The 17,520-nt window shown below is 72.1% G+C and carries 15 protein-coding genes; 8 read left to right on the top strand and 7 right to left on the bottom strand.

Features of this window, described 5'->3' with window-relative positions:
* Positions 1 to 45: 45 nt before the first annotated feature.
* Together ACFO60_RS35760 and glgC are read right to left on the bottom strand one after the other, a co-directional pair.
* Entirely contained in the window at positions 46 to 360 is a 315-nt protein-coding gene (locus ACFO60_RS35760; RefSeq protein ID WP_380850074.1) for a DUF5709 domain-containing protein, read from the bottom strand.
* Between the two features lie 183 nt (positions 361 to 543).
* The gene (glgC, locus tag ACFO60_RS35755) at positions 544 to 1,779 is read right to left on the bottom strand and encodes a glucose-1-phosphate adenylyltransferase (RefSeq protein WP_380850071.1); all 1,236 of its coding nucleotides are present in this window, start codon (positions 1,777 to 1,779) and stop codon (positions 544 to 546) included.
* Between the two features lie 68 nt (positions 1,780 to 1,847).
* Between glgC and glgA the strand changes: the two genes are divergently transcribed.
* Positions 1,848 to 3,020, top strand: coding sequence for a glycogen synthase (gene glgA, locus ACFO60_RS35750; protein ID WP_380850068.1), 1,173 nt, complete (start codon positions 1,848 to 1,850; stop codon positions 3,018 to 3,020).
* 343 nt (positions 3,021 to 3,363) lie between these two features.
* Here the strand turns inward: glgA and ACFO60_RS35745 are convergent, their stop codons facing one another.
* Positions 3,364 to 3,789, bottom strand: coding sequence for a DUF5980 family protein (locus ACFO60_RS35745; RefSeq protein WP_380850065.1), 426 nt, complete (start codon positions 3,787 to 3,789; stop codon positions 3,364 to 3,366).
* 295 nt (positions 3,790 to 4,084) lie between these two features.
* On the opposite strand from ACFO60_RS35745, the gene pgeF reads away from it, so the two are divergent.
* Together pgeF and ACFO60_RS35735 are read left to right on the top strand one after the other, a co-directional pair.
* The gene (gene pgeF / locus ACFO60_RS35740; RefSeq protein ID WP_380850183.1) at positions 4,085 to 4,777 is read left to right on the top strand and encodes a peptidoglycan editing factor PgeF; all 693 of its coding nucleotides are present in this window, start codon (positions 4,085 to 4,087) and stop codon (positions 4,775 to 4,777) included.
* A 248-nt stretch (positions 4,778 to 5,025) separates the two neighbouring features.
* Entirely contained in the window at positions 5,026 to 8,310 is a 3,285-nt protein-coding gene (locus ACFO60_RS35735; RefSeq protein ID WP_380850062.1) for an ATP-binding protein, read from the top strand.
* Here ACFO60_RS35735 and ACFO60_RS35730 read toward each other — a convergent pair.
* Positions 8,242 to 9,672: an acyltransferase family protein gene (locus ACFO60_RS35730; protein WP_380850060.1), complete on the bottom strand. Its 1,431-nt coding sequence runs from the start codon at positions 9,670 to 9,672 to the stop codon at positions 8,242 to 8,244. The genes ACFO60_RS35735 and ACFO60_RS35730 overlap by 69 nt on opposite strands.
* A 204-nt stretch (positions 9,673 to 9,876) precedes the next feature.
* Between ACFO60_RS35730 and ACFO60_RS35725 the strand changes: the two genes are divergently transcribed.
* Positions 9,877 to 11,124: a sensor histidine kinase gene (locus ACFO60_RS35725; protein ID WP_380850056.1), complete on the top strand. Its 1,248-nt coding sequence runs from the start codon at positions 9,877 to 9,879 to the stop codon at positions 11,122 to 11,124.
* A complete protein-coding gene (locus ACFO60_RS35720; RefSeq protein ID WP_380850053.1) occupies positions 11,115 to 11,762 on the top strand; it encodes a response regulator in 648 nt (215 codons plus the stop codon). The genes ACFO60_RS35725 and ACFO60_RS35720 overlap by 10 nt, the downstream gene beginning before the upstream one ends.
* Before the next feature lie 16 nt (positions 11,763 to 11,778).
* On the opposite strand, the gene ACFO60_RS35715 is transcribed toward ACFO60_RS35720, so the two are convergent.
* Complete coding sequence (locus ACFO60_RS35715) at positions 11,779 to 12,525, bottom strand: GNAT family N-acetyltransferase (RefSeq protein WP_380850050.1); 747 nt, start codon at positions 12,523 to 12,525, stop codon at positions 11,779 to 11,781.
* A gap of 462 nt (positions 12,526 to 12,987) precedes the next feature.
* Here ACFO60_RS35715 and ACFO60_RS35710 point away from each other — a divergent pair, with 462 nt between their 5' ends.
* On the top strand, positions 12,988 to 13,563 hold the full coding sequence (locus tag ACFO60_RS35710) for a hypothetical protein (protein ID WP_380850047.1): 576 nt from the start codon (positions 12,988 to 12,990) through the stop codon (positions 13,561 to 13,563).
* Positions 13,560 to 15,047 carry an NADH-ubiquinone oxidoreductase-F iron-sulfur binding region domain-containing protein gene (locus ACFO60_RS35705; protein WP_380850044.1) on the top strand — a complete coding sequence of 496 codons (1,488 nt, stop codon included), beginning with the start codon at positions 13,560 to 13,562 and terminating at the stop codon, positions 15,045 to 15,047. The genes ACFO60_RS35710 and ACFO60_RS35705 overlap by 4 nt, the downstream gene beginning before the upstream one ends.
* Positions 15,048 to 15,115: 68 nt before the next feature.
* Here ACFO60_RS35705 and ACFO60_RS35700 read toward each other — a convergent pair whose 3' ends face one another.
* On the bottom strand, positions 15,116 to 16,114 hold the full coding sequence (locus ACFO60_RS35700) for an anti-sigma factor family protein (protein WP_380850041.1): 999 nt from the start codon (positions 16,112 to 16,114) through the stop codon (positions 15,116 to 15,118).
* A complete protein-coding gene (locus ACFO60_RS35695) occupies positions 16,111 to 16,656 on the bottom strand; it encodes a sigma-70 family RNA polymerase sigma factor (RefSeq protein ID WP_465269896.1) in 546 nt (181 codons plus the stop codon). Before ACFO60_RS35695 ends, ACFO60_RS35700 begins: the two co-directional genes overlap by 4 nt.
* A gap of 190 nt (positions 16,657 to 16,846) precedes the next feature.
* Between ACFO60_RS35695 and ACFO60_RS35690 the strand changes: the two genes are divergently transcribed.
* On the top strand, positions 16,847 to 17,464 hold the full coding sequence (locus tag ACFO60_RS35690; protein WP_380850038.1) for a DUF4142 domain-containing protein: 618 nt from the start codon (positions 16,847 to 16,849) through the stop codon (positions 17,462 to 17,464).
* Positions 17,465 to 17,520: the final 56 nt, after the last annotated feature.

Here is a 17,520-nt window from a genome sequence, read left to right as displayed (position 1 = left end):
CGGCGCGGCGACGCGGAGCTCTGCGAGGACGGGGCGCCGGGGCCGTCAGTCGCGCTCGATGTGCATCGCGCGTTCCTCGGCGGAGAAGTCACCATCGTCCTCGCCGACCTCGGCGGCGTACTGCTCGGACTCCTCGTCGGGGTGGGCGCCCTCGTCCGGGGCGACGAAGCGGTGCTCCTCGCGGGGCACGCGGCTCCGTTCGGGGGCCTCCTGCCAGATCCGCCGGGAGATGCCGTTCCGCTCGCCGGGGTCGTCGCCCACGATCTCGTGACCGATGGGCAGGTTGTCGGTCCACTCTTCGATCTCGGTCAACTGCTCGTCGTCGCCCATGTCGTCAGGGCCGCGATGTGATCCGGTCATGCCTTTGCCCTACCCCAATCGTGCGACGACCCACGTACGCGAGCCGCGAATCGATCAATATACGCACGATACCCCCGTGACCAGGACACTTCTGACGGGACGTCGGGGCGGTCCGCCGCGCGGGGCCGGGGACAGTGGGCGTCCGCGATCCGCCGCCCCCCGTCCCCGAGCTCTGTGGACGGGTCAGCGTTCGACCACCTCGTTCTTGCCGATCACGACCACGCCCTCCCGCGTCACCGCGAAGCGCGAGCGGTCGTAGTCCAGGTCCAGGCCGATGCGGGCGCCGTCCGGGATCACCACGTTCTTGTCGATGATGGCCCGGCGGACGATCGCGCCCCGGCCGACCTTGACGTTCCCCATGAGGACCGAGTCCTCCACCAGGGAGTGAGAGTGCAGCACGACGCCCGGCGACAGGATGGAGCGCGCCGCGGTGGCCCCCGAGACGATCACCCCTGGGGACACCAGCGAGTCCAGGGCCTGGCCCACGCGGTCGCCGTCGTTGTGCACGAACTTCGCGGGCGGCAGCGGGTCGTGGCCGGTGTAGATCGGCCAGCGGTCGTTGTAGAGGTTGAACACCGGGTGCACCGAGACCAGGTCCATGTGCGCCTCGTAGTAGGCGTCCAGGGTCCCGACGTCGCGCCAGTAGCCGCGGTCGCGCTCGCTGGAGCCGGAAACGACGTTGTCGGCGAAGTCGTAGACCTCGGCGCCGCCGCCCTTGACGAACATGGGGATGATGTTGCCGCCCAGGTCGTGCTTGCTGCTCGGGTCGAGCGCGTCCTCCCTGAGCGCGTCGATCATCGCCTGGGTCTTGAAGACGTAGTTGCCCATGGAGGCGTAGACCTGGTCGGGGGCGTCCGGCAGGCCGATTGCGTCGGTGGGCTTCTCGCGGAAGGCCACGATCCTGCGCCCTGCCGGGTCGGTCTCGATCACGCCGAACTGGTCGGCGAGCGCCAGGGGCTGGCGGATGGCGGCCACCGTCACCTCGGCGCCGGAGTCGATGTGCTGCTGCACCATCTGGCGCGGGTCCATGCGGTAGATGTGGTCGGCGCCGAAGACGATGCAGTGCTCGGGCAGCTCGTCGTAGATGAGGTTGAGGTTCTGGAAGAGCGCGTCCGCCGACCCGGCGAACCACCGGGGCCCGAGCCGCTGCTGGGCCGGCACCGGGGTGACGTAGTTGCCCAGCATGGTCGACATGCGCCAGGTGCGGGTGATGTGGCGGTCGAGGCTGTGGCTCTTGTACTGCGTCAAGACGACGATCTTGAGGTAGCCGCCGTTGGTCAGGTTCGAGAGCACGAAGTCGACCAGCCGGTAGATGCCACCGAAGGGAACCGCGGGCTTGGCCCGGTCGGCGGTGAGCGGCATGAGCCGCTTCCCCTCGCCACCGGCGAGCACGATCGCGAGGATTTTGGGCGTCGTCATAGAACCGACGTTACCCGGCTTTACCCAGCTAAACCCGGCGAAACATCCTCGACCATTAAGGTTTACGCATGCGCGTCGATCTATTGAGCCGTGAGTACCCGCCAGAGGTGTACGGCGGCGCCGGAGTCCATGTCGAGTACCTCGCCCGGGAGCTGAGAAGCCTGGTCGACGTCCGCGTGCGCTGCTTCGGCGCTCGCCGGGACGAGGGCGGCGTCGACGCCTACCGCGTCCCAGGGGGGCTGGAGACCGCCAACCCGGCCCTGCAGGTGCTCGGCGTCGACCTGGAGATGGCCGCCGCGTGCGAGGGCGCGGACGTCGTGCACAGCCACACCTGGTACGCCAACTTCGCCGGGCACGTCGCCAAACTGCTGTACGGGGTGCCGCACGTGGTGACCACCCACAGCCTGGAGCCGCTGCGCCCGTGGAAGGCCGAGCAGCTCGGGGGCGGCTACGCCCTGTCCTCCTTCGCCGAGCGCACGGCGCTGCTGAACGCCGACGCGGTGATCGCGGTCTCGGAGGGCATGCGGCGCGACGTGCTCGCCTGCTACCCGCAGATCGCGCCCGAGCGGGTGACGGTCGTCCACAACGGCATCGACACCGAGGAGTACGCCCCCGACCGCGGCACCGATGTCCTGCTCGCGCACGGCATCGACCCCGCCAGGCCGTACGTGGTCTTCGTCGGGCGCATCACCCGCCAGAAGGGGCTGGCCCACCTGCTGCGCGCGGCCCGGTCCTTCCCGCCGGAGGCGCAGATCGTGCTCTGCGCCGGCGCGCCCGACACGCCGGAGATCGCCGCCGAGGTGGCCGGGCTGGTCGAGGAGCTCCGCGCGAGCAGGGCGGGCGTCGTGTGGATCTCCGAGATGCTGCCGCGCGAGCAGGTCATCCAGATCCTCACGAACGCGGCGGTGTTCGTGTGCCCGTCGGTGTACGAGCCGATGGGCATCGTGAACCTGGAGGCCATGGCCTGCGAGACGGCCGTCGTGGCCACGGCGACCGGAGGCATCCCCGAGGTGGTCGCCGACGGCGAGACCGGCCTGCTCGTCCCCATCGAACAGGGCGCCGACGGCGAGCCGCTCGACCCGGGGGCGTTCGCGGACGCCATCGCCGAGCGCGTCGCCCGGCTGCTGGGCGACCCCGGCCTCGCGGCCGCCATGGGCGAGGCCGGCCGCCGCCGCGCCGTCGGCCACTTCAGCTGGCCCGCCATCGCCGCCCGCACCCAGGCCCTCTACGAGTCCCTGTGACGGTCGGCGGACGCTGACCAAGATCGGGCAGGGTGTCCTTCTCCGCCGTTTCGGCCCACCCGGCGGGCGTCGCTGCCCTACCTTTGCATCTGCCTTTCAGGACCACGAAGACGATCGGGAGCCGACCACGTGGACGTGCCCGCCCTGCCCATCGCCCTGCTCATCGCCGGCGGCGTGCTGATGGTCATCTGCCTGATGCTCGGCGTCTTCCGCCGCTGACCCGCCGCGCCGGCGCCATCCGGCGGGCACGCGGGGACGCGCCGGGTTCGCCACCGGCCTCCGGCGATGCCCGCTCGGTCGTGGCGGCGGGCCCACGACCGAGCGGCACGTGCGGACGGCGAGGCTAGCAGCTCTCCTTCACGTTGATGGTGACGGGGACGGACTGGGTCTCGGTCCCGTCCGAGGCCGTCAGCCGCGGGGTGTACATGCCGACAGGGAGCGGCGCGATCGAGAGCTGGACGAAGCCGTTTATCGTCGTCGATCCGTTGTTCGGATAGTTGGAACCGGGCGGGATCGGCGTGCCGCCCGCGCTGGTCGAACCCGCGGGCAGGTCCCGCAGGGCGATCTGGACGGTCGTCGACCAGTGCCCGACGACCGCGGCCACGAAGTAGGTGCCGGGGTGGCCGTTACTCGACGTGACGCAGATCCGCTGCTGGAAATCGCGTAGTTCCCATGTCGCCGCCGAGGCCGGTGTGATGCCGGACAGGGCGAGCGCCATCCCGGCTGTCGCGCCGAGTGCCAGCCTGGCGGCACGATAGGTCGTTCTCACGGCTGCCTCCTTGGTGCTTGCGGTTCTGGTGTGTTACTTACATCCTCAATTGTTGATGACTGAACTATCTATGACAAGTTTCGGCGCTCTTATTGAAAGTTTCATTCGCAGGGCGACGTCGTGAACGTCCGGGCCGGTGCGAGGGGGTGAACGGGCTGTGGTCGCGGTCGCCGGGCCGCCGATCGTGGCACTCGTCCGGCGCCCGGTGCCTGGTGTCCGGTGCTACCGCGGTGGCGGCGGGCGGCGGCGGGAGGGTCGGTAGGCTGGTGCGGTGCTTGCGATCGACCGGGTCAGGATGGCGTTCACCGACCGTCACGGAGGCGTCAGCGCCGATCCGTACGGCAGCAGGAACCTCGGCGGCTCGGTCGGCGACGACCCGGCGGCCGTGGCCGAGAACCGCGCCCTGACCGCCAGGGAGTTCGGCCTCGACCCGCGCGAGGTCGTGTTCATGCGGCAGGTGCACAGCCCCGACGTCGCCTACGCGGCCGAGCCGTTCGGGGCCGCCCCTCCCGCGCTCGACGGCGTGTGCACCGACCGGCCGGGGCTCGGCCTGGCCGTGCTCGTCGCCGACTGCGCCCCCGTCCTGCTCGCCGACCCGGTCAAGGGGATGGTGGGCGCGGCCCACTCGGGGCGGGCCGGCACCGCGGCCGGTGTGGTCGCGGCCCTGGTGGCCGAGATGCGGGCCCGCGGCGCCGGTGACCTGGTCGCCGTGGTCGGCCCGCTGGCGTGCGGCGCCTGCTACGAGGTGCCCGAGGCGCTGCGCGAGCAGGTCGCCGAGGTCGTGCCCGAGACCTGGTCGTCGACCCGCGCGGGCACCCCCGCGCTCGACCTGCGCGCGGGGATCACCGCCCAGCTCCGGCGCGCCGGTGTGGCGGACATCCGGCACGACGCCCGCTGCACCATCGAGACCGCCGATCTCTACTCCTACCGCAGAGATCACCTCACCGGCAGGTTCGCCGGCTACGCCTGGGTCGCCCCCGGCGCCTGAGCCCGTGCGGCCCGCTCCGCGACGCCGATCGCGCCGGCCCGGCGGACGCGGGGCGTGAGCGGCGACCGAACTCCGAAGACCGAGCTTGAGCCGGCACGAGGGATCCTCGGCGATCCAGCCCTGATCCCGTCGTTCCCCCAGGCTGGGGAGCGGCCGGCCCCCGCGGCGGCATGATCGAGCCAGCGCGTAGCATTTTCCCCAATACCTACGTGTTCTCCTCAAAGCTACCCATTTCGAGGAAGGGCTCGATGGCCGACGCCTCCCCCTCCCGGCGAAGCGCCGGAACCGAACCGGCGCTCGTCGTGCCCGCCGCCTCCGCGGCCCGTCCGGGAGGTGGCGCCGCGTCGCTGACCGTCCAGGTCCTCGGTCCCCTACGGGTGTGGCGTGACGGCGTCGAGGTCGACACCGGACCGCGACAGCAGACCTACCTGCTGGCCCTGCTGCTGATGCGCGCGGGCCGACCGGTCAGCGCTTCAGAGCTCATCGACCTCATCTGGGACCAGAGCATGCCGGCGTCGGCGTTGAACATCGTGCACAAATATGTCGGGACGCTGCGCCGGCTGCTCGAACCGGACCTGCCCACGCGGGCGCCCGGCTCCTACCTCCATCGCCACGGCAACGGCTACAAGTTCGACGACAGCGGAGTGGCACTCGACCTGACCGAGTTTCGCCGGCTCCTCGGCCTCGCTCGCGCCGCACTGGACGCTCACCGATTCGAGGAGGGAGCCAGTGCTTACGAAGCGGCTCTGTCGCGGTGGCGAGGGTCCGCGGGCGACGGGCTGCCCCTCAGCGCCGCCGCGAGCCCTCTGTTCGCCTCCGTCAACCGCGAGCTGCTCGACGCCTGCGTCGAGGCCGCTCGCGTCACCGTGCCTCGCGGCCATGCCGAACGCATCTTGCAACCGCTGCGCTTCGCCGCATGGATCGCGCCCATCGACGAGACCGTCCAGGCGACGCTCATGACCACCCTGGCGGCGTTGGGACAGCAGGCGGAGGCCCTGTCGGTGTTCGACACGGTGCGAGCACGGCTGGCCGACGATCTGGGCATCGATCCCGGTCCAGGGCTTCGCGAGGCGCACCGGCAGGTCCTTCAACGATCCAAAAGCGTCTTCACATCACGCGTCGCCGGCCCCCTCCCGGAAGTCGCGCCCAGATCCACGTCCGGCGCGCACTCCACGAGCGGAGCGCGAAAACCCTCCGGCGGCCGGCCCGATCGGCTCGTGGGCCGACAGGAGGAACTCGCCCTCCTCCGCCATGCCGTCGGCTCGGCCACCAACGCCCGAGCGCAGATCGTCCTCGTCGAGGGTCCACCAGGAGTGGGCAAGAGCCGGTTGCTCGCCGAAGTCGCCGGCGAGGCCGCCGCGAACGGTGCCCTGACCTTCTGGGGCCGATGCCACGACGGAGAGGGCACCCCATCGATGTGGCCCTGGGTCCAGATCGTCGGGGCCCTGATCGCGGCACTGCCGGAGGGCGACCGGGCGCGCTGGACCGCCGAACTCGGCGACCTGCTGCAGCACCCCGCGCGCGACGCCGAAGGCCTGACGCGGCCGGATGCCGGAGCGCAATTCCGTCTGTACGGCAACGTCGTCGCACTGTTCGGCGCGGCCACCGCACGGCGGCCCTTGGTCGCGGTCGTGGACGACCTTCACTGGGCGGACCAGGCGTCGCTTCAGCTGTTCACACACCTGGCCGAGTCGCTCCCGGACAGGAGCGTGTTGATGGGCGCCTTACGCGACCACGCGCCGGCGCCCGACCAGCACGTGCGGAGCATGCTGGCGGCGGTCGCGCGCCAGGACCGCCACCGGCGCATCGCGCTCGGTCCCCTCGGCCCATCCGACGTCGCCGAGTTGATCCGCCAGGAGACCGGCCGGTCTCCGAGTCCCGGCGTCGCGCGGAACATACAGGCCCGCACCGAAGGCAACCCCCTGTTCGTACGCGAGCTCGCGAGATTCCTGGCCGAAGGCGACGGGCTGTCCGACCAGGCGGCGGCCCAGGCCGCGGTCCCGTCCACGGTGCGCGACATCGTCCGCGACCGGACGAGCAGGCTCGACGACGAGGACCGTCGCCTCATCGAGATCGCGGCCCTGATGGGCCGCGACATCGACGCCCGCCTGCTGGCGAGGGCATCCGGCCTCGACGCGTCGCGGTGCCTCACTCGCATGGAGGCCCTGGAAGCGCTCGGCCTGGTCGAGGTGACCTCCGGCTCCTTCGGTGACTGGCGGTTCGTGCACGATCTCGTCCGCGAGTCGGTGGCCCGCTCGACGTCCCCGTCGAACGCGAGCCGCTTCCATCTGGCCATCGCGGCCGCGCTCGCGCAGACCCAGGAAGCGGCCCAGCGTCATGGTGAGGCGCTCGCCCACCACCTGTGCTCGGCGGGCCCGCTCGCCGAGCCGGAGCAGACGGCGCAGGCACTCATCGTCGCGGCCCGCATCGCGGCGAGACGATCCGCCTACGAGACGGCGGAGAAGCACCTGGACACCGCGGCCCGCATCGCACGCGGCGCCGGACTCCTCCGCCTTGAGCTGACCGCGCTGACCGAACTGACCGCCGTCGCCGGTATCCACGCCGGCTTCGTCGGAGCCACCATGGACCATCTGGACCGGGCCGAGAAGGTCGCGCGGTCGCTCGGCCAAGAACGGGAGGCCACCGGCTTCCTGTTCTCCCGGTTCCTGGCTCACTCCCAGGGCATCCGGCTCGACGCCGCCGGGCGCCTCGCGCGCCGGCTGCTCCATTACGGTCAGCGCTCCTCAGACCCTGTCGTCCAGGCGTCCGGCCTGCACGCGTGGGGAGTCCACCAGTGGAGTTCGGGCGACGTCGGTGAGGCCTACCGGAACCTGAGCCGGTCGGATTCGCTCATCCGCGCCCAGCCGGAGGCCGAGCCGCTGCTCCACCGGCTGCAGATGATGACGCCGGTCATGCTGGCGCTGAACACCGCGCTGCACGGCGACGTGGTCGCCGCGCGCCATCTGTTCGACGTGGTGGAGCTCGACGCCGGCGACGACCCCTACGCCATCAGCGTCTGGGGCTCATTCGCCGTCACGGCGGCGGCCGCCGCGGGAGACTCCGCCTGGGCGCTGCGGGCGGCCGAGACGGCGATCAACGCCGATCCGGACTTCTCCTTCACGTTCTCCGGCAGCTACCCGCGCCTCGCGTGGCATTGGGCGAAGGCCATGTCCGGCGGTGACCCGGTCGCGTCGGCCGCGGAGATGGAGCGCATCATCGAGAGCGCGCTGGTCGACCCGCCTCGATCGAACCTGGCCACCTGGTACGCGCTTCTCGCCGAGATCCTGCTCGGCGCCGGCGATGTCTCCGCCGCCATGACCGCGTTGGACAAGGCCGAGACGTTCATCGACACCTACGGCGAACGGTACGCGGAGGGTTTGGTCCTCCTCATCCGCGCGAAGGCGCTCCGCGCCGGCGGCGACGTCCGGCCCGCCGTGCGCATGGCCCATCGGGCGCTCGTCCTTTCACAGGAGCGAGGAGCCCGCCTTTTCGCCGTGCGCGCCGACGGCCTGCTCGCCGAGCTCCCCGTATAGCGGCGGCGGCGACGTTTCGGGCCCGCGCGAGCCGCGGCGCCCGCGGCCGCCGATCGGGCTGATCAGGGCCAGGCCGGTGACGATGGCGGCGGCGGCGAGCATCGGCGCGGCCCCCGGGACGAACCCCGCGATCGTGAGGGTGAGCAGTCCGGCGCCCGCCAGCGCCGCCGCGGCCAGCGCCCGCCCCCAGCCGATCGCCGTGCGCGCGACCCGGGGCGGTTCCTCGAACCGGGCGAGCAGGCCGGTCAGCGGGCGCAGGACGAGCAGCAGCGCGCCGAGCCAGAGCGGCCACCCGGCCAGCCAGGCGGCGCCCCCAGGGGAGGGGGTGGCGAGCCCGAGGCCCACGACGGCCACGCCCGCGACGACGAACAGCGCGCTCATGTGCCACAGGTACACCGTCATCATGCGCGGGCCGGCCCACGTCATCGCGCGCGCGACGCCGGGCCGGGCCGCCAGCCGCACCAGGCGGGGCCGCAGCAGCATCGCCAGGCCGATCTGGCCGAAGGACACGGCGAGCAGCGCGGCGGTCGGCGGCGCCATGTTCGACATGGCCGCGCCCGGCAGCCCGATCATGCTCCCCGGGTACGGGCCGAACGCCACCAGCGCCGCCGCCGCGGCGAATCCGCCCGCCGCCATCAGGCGGAACCCGGCCAGACGTCCGCTCGCGTACAGGAATCCGAGCTGGTGCACCGCGAGCCACACCAGGCCGATGTTCAGGTATCCGGCCGGCTCCCAGCCGGTGAACCGCACCACGTCCACCGCGGCCGCCGCCACGGCGAGGGCGGCGGGGACCCGCCACCCGTATCGCTCGCCGAGGCGCAGCAGCGCCGGGGTCAGCACGACCGCCACCAGGTAGATCGCCAAGAACCAGAGCAGCTGGCCGGCCAGGCGCGCGGCCGTCTCCACCGGCTGCGCCGGGAGGCCGAGGGCGAGCAGCAGGTGGGGGAGGGGGATCCACACGGCCGCCAGCGGGAGCACCGGCCAGGCGAGGCGGCGCACCCGTCCCGCCAGCCACAGTGGGTCGCCGAGCCCGCGAGCGCGGTGCGCCCGGTGGCTGATCGCGTTGGCTGCCCCGCCCGCGAAGAACACCAGAGGCATCACCTGGGAGAGCCAGGTGATCAAGAACGCGCCCGGGGCGGAGAAGGCGTTGCCCGTCGCGATGCGGCCGTGGTCGTAGGACAGGACCGGGATGCTCCAGTGCTCCACCACCACCACGGCGATGCCGAACAGGCGCAGCAGGTCGATGAAGACGTCCCGGCCCGGGCGGCCGTGGCGCGGGGGAGCGGCGGCCGGGCGGACGGCGCCGCCGCCTGTCACCTCGGCCGCCACGGCGGTCGGTGGTCTGTCGAGCAGTGCGGGCACGGCGCACCCCTTGTCTGTCGGCTTGTCTGTCAAGCGCGGAACCGGGACGGATCCGAGCGTGCCGCGACAGGCGGGGGCCGCGCAGTGACGCGAGCGGGTGTATCGATGGCGGGGAACGCGACCAGGATGGTAGGGCCAGCCCTACCATCGGGATGCCTGCCCGCGGGCTGCACCGGGCGGGCCGGGGCTCGTAGCTTGGTCGCCATGGGATACCTCCTCAGACGACTCGGCGCCGACACCCGCTACACGCTCCTCGGGCTGCCCCTCGCCATCTTGAGCTTCTCCATCCTGATCGCGGGGCTGTCCGCGGGCGCGGGCACCATTCCGGTGCTGGTCGGCCTGCCGATCCTGGCGGTGACGCTGCTGGTCGCCCGCGGGTTCGCGGACGTCGAGCGACGCTGGTTGCCTGAGATCCTCGCCCGTCCGGTCGCCCGTCCCCGCTATGCCCGCGCCCCGCAGGGCGCCGGCCGGGTGCGCCGGATACTCCAGCCGCTCGCCACCGGGCAGTCGTGGCTGGACCTGCTGCACGGCATCGTGGTGTTCCCCATCGCGATCATCACCTTCGTCGTGACCGTGACGTGGTGGGCCGTGGCGGCGGGCGGGCTGCTCTACCCCCTCTACGGCTGGATCCTCCTGCGGATCCCCGGATACCAGGAACCCCCCCAGCTGCTCGGGCTGGGTGACGGCTACCTGGTCAACAGCGCGTTCTACCTGGCCGTCGGCCTGCTGTTCACCCTCACCCTGCCGGGCATCGTGCGGGGCGCCGCGCTGCTCCAGGCCGGCCTCGGCAGGGCGCTGCTGACCGGGGTGGCCGAGCTGCACGAGCGCATCGACGACCTCACCGAAGGCCGGGCGGCGGCCGTTTCGGCGGAGGCGAGCGCCCTGCGCAGGCTGGAGCGCGACATCCACGACGGGCCGCAGCAGCGCCTGGTGCACCTGGCGATGGAGCTGTCGCGGGCACAGCGCCAGCTGCAGAAGGACCCGCAGGCCGCGCACGCGACGCTGGGCGAGGCCATCACCGCGACCCGCGAGACGCTGGACGAGCTGCGGGCGCTGTCACGCGGCATCGCGCCGCCGATCCTGAGCGACCGCGGCCTGTCGCCCGCGCTGGCCGCGCTCGCGAGCCGCTGCACGATCCCGGTCGAGCTGGACGTGCAGACCGTCGAGCGGTACACCGCCGCGGTGGAGAACACCGTCTACTACGTGGCCGCGGAGGCGCTCACCAACATCGCCAAGCACAGCCGGGCCCAGATGTGCACGCTGATGCTCACCCGGACGGGGGACGCGCTGCTGCTGTCCATCGGCGATGATGGGGTCGGCGGCGCCCATGTCGCCAAGGGGCACGGGCTGGCGGGCCTGGCCGACCGGCTGCGCGCGGTGGACGGCGAGCTGATCGTCCAGTCACCGGCCGGTGGCCCCACGCTGATCGTCGCGGAGGTGCCGTGCGGGTAGTCGTGGCCGATGACGCCGTCCTGATCCGGTCGGGTCTGGTGCGGTTGCTGGAGGAGTTCGGCTGCGAGGTGGTGGCCGAGGCGGGGGACGGCGACGGCCTGGTGCGGGCCGTCGCCGCGCATCGTCCCGACGTCTCGGTGGTGGACGTGCGGATGCCGCCGGACTTCACCGACGAAGGACTGCGGGCCGCGGTCGAGGCCCGCCGCCTGGTGCCGGGGGCGCCGGTGATGATCCTCTCGCAGTACGTCGAGGTGTCCTACGCCGACGACCTGCTCGCCGACGCCCGCGGGGCCGTCGGCTATCTGCTCAAGGACCGCGTCGCCGACGTCGAGGAGTTCATGGACGGGCTGCGCCGGGTGGCCTCGGGGGGCACCGTCTTCGACCCGCAGGTGGTGGCCCAGCTCATGGTGCGCCGCCGCCGCGACGACCCGCTGGCCTCGCTGACCCCGAGAGAGCGCGAGGTGCTCGGCCTGATGGCCGAGGGCAGCTCCAACCCCGCGATCGGCCGCCGCATGGTGATCACCGACGGCGCGGTGGAGAAGCACGTGCGCAGCATCTTCAACAAGCTCGGCCTTTACGCCGACGACGGCGACCAGCACCGCCGGGTGCTCGCCGTCCTCGCGTTCCTGCGCTCCTGACGGCCGGGCGCCGCCGTCAGCCGGGGACGGTCACTGTTATCGACGACTGGACGAGGCGGAAGCCGAGGCGCTCGTACAGGCGGCGGGCCGGGTTCCCGTCGGTCACGGCGAGGCCGAGGGCGGGCAGCCCGTGCAGGGTCGCGAGCGCGAGCGCCCGGCGCAGCATCACGGTGCCGAGGCCGGCGAACGGCGGGCGGGGGTCGCGGAAGACGTCAAGGATCCACGGCCCGCCGAACGGGGGCTCTCCGCGCAGCCGGCCGACCATGACGCCGGCCACCACCCGCTGGTCGTGCAGCAGCAGGCCGCCGCAGGGGAGCAACGGGCCGTAGGAGGCCCCGGAGAGCAGCGGCGTCAGGGTCTCGCGCAGGACGGTGGCGTCGTCGCCGCGGTCGCGGTCGGGATGGCCGGGCGGATAGGCGGCGCGCCAGGCGGGGAAGACCTCGGCCGGCGGCACCGCCTCGCAGGCGACGACCCCGTGACCGGTCTCGGCCCAGCCGGGCGGGGCGGGATCGGCGCGCAGATCGCGGGACAGGCCGTGGGCGTGGCGCAGCGGCCGCCCACCGGCCTCGATCAGCCGCCGGCCGAGCTCCTCGTCGCCGGAGACCACCCAGCCGGGCATCTCGCGCAGGATGAGGCCGGGCGCGCCCGGCCCGAGGACCTCCACGAGGTCGGCGTACGGACGCCCGGCGCGGGTGCCCTCGACGTAGCTGAGCACCGGACGGCCGGCGGCGTCGGCCATCGTGCGGCGGCTGAGAGTCTCCACGTCGTCAAACGTTAGAGCGGGGCGACCTCACAGGCCAGCGGTTTACGTAGTGAAACGTAGGCATTTATGGTGATTTGTCTGGTTTGCCCAGAGTATTGAACCTCCAGTGGTTGATGATTCAAGCACGCCGAATTTCTGTAACGTTCTGGTACCAGGGGGGCTGTGGAGGCGCTAGTGTGATCGCGCGCGCAAATGTCCCGATAGATCCCGGTAGGCACCCAGCACCACGTTGTCCGGTTTGTGCCGGCACCGCGTTATCTGGCGGAGGACGGGATGAAAGAAACGCGACATCGACGAGCCCCGCAACGGTCTCGATCACGGGCCCCAATCGTGGTCGGGCTGTTCACGTCAACGTCGCTGGTAGCGGGCACCGCTCTCCTCGGAGCGTCGGTCCTCGCCTCTGTACAGGCTTTTCTCATCTTCTACTCGGGGGTGTTCGCTCTCCTTGGACTGACTGGAACGGTGGCCGTCGGACTCGCCGCCACCGATCGGATAATCCTCGCGGTACGCCACCGCGTCTTCATGCAGGACCTGCACCGGGCGTTCGCCGTCTTCGCCGTCGGCTTCCTCATCACGCACGTCATCCTGCAGATAATGAGAGGCCGCGTGATCCCCGCGGACGCCTTCCTGCCCTTCAGCGGGTCGGGCTTCGCGGTCGGCCTCGGCACGCTCGCCGCCGACCTGATGATCATGGTCGCCGCCACCGGCGCCTTCCGCGGCGCCTTCGTCGGCATCCGCTGGCCCTGGCTGTGGCGGGCGATGCACGTGACGGCCTACCTGTCCTGGCCGGTCGCGATCGTGCACGGGCTCACGGCCGGGCGGCCCGCCGCCGACTGGGTGACCTTGAGCTATGTGGTCTCCCTCGCCGTGGTCGGGCTCGTGCTGCTGGTGCGGATGGTCGTGACCGTCGGGCCCAGGGACGGCGGTCCGAAGGTCGTGCGCGCCGGCAACTCCGGGCGCAAGGCCGAGCAGATCCGCGTCGACGACGTGTTCGACGAGGAGTTCTGGGTCACGTTGCGAAAGGAGGTACGGCGATGACCACGTACGGAGTGCCCGACGTGTTCAGGATCGGGCCAGGTCGCCTCACCGCCGGCCTCGACAGCTCGCCCCGGCTGGACTACGACACCCACAGGCGCGTGCACGGCCGCATGCCGCGGCTGCCGATCGACGACCTGATCGCGCTCGCCGAGCTCGGCGACCTGCGCGGCCGCGGGGGAGCGGGTTTCCCGTTCGCCCGCAAGCTCAGGGCGGTCATCGACTCGGCGGGACGCCGCGGCGCGCCCATCACGGTGGTCGTCAACGGCACCGAGGGCGAGCCCGCGGCGCACAAGGACAAGGTGCTGCTCACCCGGGCCCCGCACCTGATCCTCGACGGCGCCGACCTGGTGGCGAGGGCCCTGTCGGCGGTGGAGATCGTCGTGGGCGTCGCCCACGGCGGTCCCGGCGAGCGCTCGCTGCTCAACGCCATACACGAGCGCGGCATGACCGACACCGTCCGGGTGGTGCGCATGCCCGACCGCTTCATCTCCGGTGAGGGCGGGGCGCTCGTGCGGGGCATCAACGGAGAGCGGCCGATCCCGCCCGGGCGCAAGGTGCGCTCCAGCGACAGCGGCGTGGGCGGCATGCCCACCATGCTGTCCAACGCCGAGACCTACGCGCAGCTCGCCCTGATGGCCATGCTCGGCGTCGACATGTACTCCTCGGTCGGCCTCGCGTCCGAGCCGGGGACGGTGCTGCTCAGCGTCACCGGGTCGGCCCGGCGCCCGGCGGTCGTGGAGACCCCGACCGGCGTGCGCCTGCGCGAGGTCCTCGACCTGTGCGACGCCACCGTCGGGCAGGCGGTGCTGCTCGGCGGCTACCACGGCAAGTGGATGACCCCCGAGGCCGTCGAACGCGCCGAGGTGTCGCGCGCCGGGTTCGAGGCCCTCGGCGGGGCCCTGGGCGCGGGCATCGTCGTGCCGCTCGGCTGGGAGTCCTGCCCGCTGGGTGAAACCGCCAGGGTCGCCCGCTACATGGCCGGGCAGAGCGCCGGGCAGTGCGGTCCCTGCTACATGGGGCTGCCCGACCTGGCGCAGGCGTTCGGCGCGCTCGCCGACGGCAACGGCCACATCGAGACCGTGCAGCGCGCGGCCGCGACGATGAAGGGGCGGGGGGCCTGCGGCCACCCCGACGGCACCGCGCGGTTCGTGCTGTCCGCGATCGACGTGTTCGCCGAGGACATCATGACCCACGCGGCGTACGGCACCTGCGGCCTGCCGGTGAAGGGCGTGCTGCCGCTGCCGGCCGAGGCCTCGGCCCGCGCCTCGGAGGCGCAGCTCATCCTCGACTGGTCACGCTGCGAGGGCCACGGGCTGTGCTCCCACGTCGTGCCGGAGCTGATCAGCCTGGACCAGCACGGCTACCCGGTCGTCAGCACGGCCTCGGTGCCGCCCAGCCTGGAGGGCGAGGCCCGCAGGGCCATCGAGATGTGCCCCGCCCTCGCCCTGCGGCTCAACGCCGCGCCGACAGAGAGCAGGCGATAGCAGATCACGCCTCTCGCCCCGCCCCTCACGCCCTCGCCTGCGTCCCCGTCGCCCGCGGCCCGCGCCGCTCAGGCGACGGGGATCTCCAGCAGGCGTGCCCCGTCGTCCCTGCGAACCTCGAAACGGACGATGTCCTTCCTGGCCAGCGCCGTGCCGCCGGTGAGCCGCAGCGGCTCGGGGAACCCCGCCACGCCGTATCCCGAGCCGGGGGGGATGCGCCAGCCGGACACCACGTCGGTGTCACCCGAGCGGGAGACCGCCACGAGGCTGCACCGCTCGGGCCCGCGCACGCCGCTGAGCTGGAAGGCCACCTCGGTGCCCCAGCCCTTGGGCGCGAGGCCCACCGAGCCGCTCACCCCGGTGTCGGGGCTGGTGCCCTCCTTGACCTCCAGGGGGACCGAGCCGTTGGGGGTGGCGGCCGCGACCGTCCGGCTGGGCGAGGGCCACAGCAGGTGCGAGGCGCCGGCGCCGGTGAGGCCGACGACCATGGCGGCCGCGACGCCGAGCAGAAGGGCTCGGCGACGCCGGGTGCGCGACTCGGCCAGCTCTTCGCGCGACCTGGCGTGAGAGGCGGGGGCGGCGTGCCTGCGGCCCGCGGAGGAGCGCCGGCGCCGCCCGGGTGACCACAGGTCCTGCACCACGCCGTCGGGGGAGGGGGCGCCGCCGTTGCGCGGCGCGCCGTTCAGGCCGGGGGGCGTCGCGCCGTTGAGCGCGTGCGGCGCCGAGCCGTTCACGCGCGGCCCGCCGGGGATCGCTCCGCTCAGGGCGTCGCGAAGGAGGCCGTCCATGCCGGGCGGAGCCATGCCGGGCGGAGCCATGCCGTCGGCGCCGAAGCCGAGACCAGCGCCGTTCACCGAGCCCCGGGCCGCGCCGTCCACCGTTCCCTTCATGCCGCGCTTGATCACATCCAGCGCGTCGGGAAGCTCGAACATGTCCCGCAGCTCCTCCTGGCAGCTGGGGCAGTCGGGCAGGTGGCGATCGAACGCCTCGGAGTCCTCCTTGTTGAGGACTCCGAGGATGTAGGCGGCCACCTCGACGTGCGGGGGTGAATCCATGAGACCGGTCACCCCCTCTCCTTCATCGTCTTCTGGAGGGCGCGAAGCGCGTAGTACACCCGGGACTTGACCGTCCCCGGCGGAACTCCCAGCACTTCTGCCGCTTCATTGATCGTACGGTCGTGAAGGTAGGTCTGCACGAGCGCCTCCCGGTGTTCCTCCGAGAGGCTGTACAGGGCCTCCGATACCACCATCGCCGACAGCATCGGCTCGGAGCCGTCGGGGATGGCCACGCTGTCGAGCCGGTCAGGTTCGACCTCCTGCGGGCGTACGGAGCGCTGACGATGGGCGTCGATGACGATCCTGCGGGCCACGGTCATCAGCCATGCCCACAGGAGGCCGGGTTCTCTGTTCAGCTTCCCCGCGTTCCGCCACGCGCGAAAGACGGTCTCCTGCACGACATCCTCTGCCCACTGCTGGTCGCCTCCCGTCAATCTGCGCACATTGCGGAGGAGGGGGCCGCCGAACTCGCGGTAGAGCGTGGTGACCAGCTGCTCTTCGGAGTCGTCGTGCGCTCCCTCCGGTAGGGACCGGACGCTGCGATGACGCTGCACAGGCACATGGTTGCAGTGGATCACCCGTCGCGTGAGCAAATCTGGCAACTTCCGCAAAAAACTGAACATCCCGCCACATCTGGTGAACCGATGGCGGGGCGGAGCCGTACCTCCCCCTGACAGCGCGCCCGAGGGATCGCGGGACACGAAAGGGAGAGAACATTCGGTGAACCGGCTTCAACTCAGGTCCATGCGGCTCGTCGAGGTTCTCGCCGCGCTCGCCTTCCTGGTCATCGCCACGGTCGCGGTGTTCGCGATCGCTCCCAACGCCATCCTGTCGGCCAGCGGGGCCGCGCCCGGCGACTGGACCGAGACCGAATCTGGCCCGCTCGGGCCCGCCGACCGGGACTTCCTGGTCAAGGTGCGGCAGGCGGGGCTCTGGGAGATCCCGACCGGCCAGCAGGCGCAGGATCGCGCGTCCAGCGCCCGGGTCAAGGAGGTGGGCCTGATGCTCGCCGCCGACCACACCAAGCTCGACGACCAGGTGCGCGCGCTCGCCGCCAAACTGAACGTCCCGCTGCCCAGCACGCCCAACGCCGACCAGCAGGGGTGGATGGCCGAGCTGTCCGGCCTGAACGGCACCGCCTACGACAAGGTCTTCGCCGACCGGCTGCGCGCGGCCCACGGCAAGGTGTTCCAGGCGGTCGCCGTGGTCCGCGCGGGCACGAAGAACTCCGAGATCCGGGCGTTCGCGCAGGTCGCGGTCGACGTGGTGATGAAGCACATGTCGCTGCTGGAGAGCACCGGCAAGGTGGACTTCGCCGCCCTGCCGACGCCCCCGCCTCCCTCCCCTAACCCCTCCAAATAGGGGACGAAGGCGGCAGCGGTCGCCGCTTCAGACGCCACACGACCGCGACCCGGCGC

This window comes from Sphaerisporangium dianthi (assembly GCF_042654065.1).
Lineage (GTDB): Bacteria > Actinomycetota > Actinomycetes > Streptosporangiales > Streptosporangiaceae > Sphaerisporangium > Sphaerisporangium dianthi.
The sequence above is the reverse complement of the archived record's forward strand: the minus strand, read 5'-3'. Positions and strand labels throughout refer to the sequence as shown.

Bases quoted from the DNA above. Each gene is read 5' to 3' on its own strand.
- ACFO60_RS35735 (WP_380850062.1), top strand. From the start codon at position 5,026: ATGGCCGACGCCTCCCCCTCCCGGCGAAGCGCCGGAACCGAACCGGCG.
- ACFO60_RS35705 (WP_380850044.1), top strand. From the start codon at position 13,560: ATGACCACGTACGGAGTGCCCGACGTGTTCAGGATCGGGCCAGGTCGC.
- glgC (WP_380850071.1), bottom strand. From the start codon at position 1,779: ATGACGACGCCCAAAATCCTCGCGATCGTGCTCGCCGGTGGCGAGGGG.
- glgA (WP_380850068.1), top strand. From the start codon at position 1,848: ATGCGCGTCGATCTATTGAGCCGTGAGTACCCGCCAGAGGTGTACGGC.
- pgeF (WP_380850183.1), top strand. From the start codon at position 4,085: ATGGCGTTCACCGACCGTCACGGAGGCGTCAGCGCCGATCCGTACGGC.
- ACFO60_RS35690 (WP_380850038.1), top strand. From the start codon at position 16,847: ATGCGGCTCGTCGAGGTTCTCGCCGCGCTCGCCTTCCTGGTCATCGCC.
- ACFO60_RS35725 (WP_380850056.1), top strand. From the start codon at position 9,877: ATGGGATACCTCCTCAGACGACTCGGCGCCGACACCCGCTACACGCTC.
- ACFO60_RS35760 (WP_380850074.1), bottom strand. From the start codon at position 360: ATGACCGGATCACATCGCGGCCCTGACGACATGGGCGACGACGAGCAG.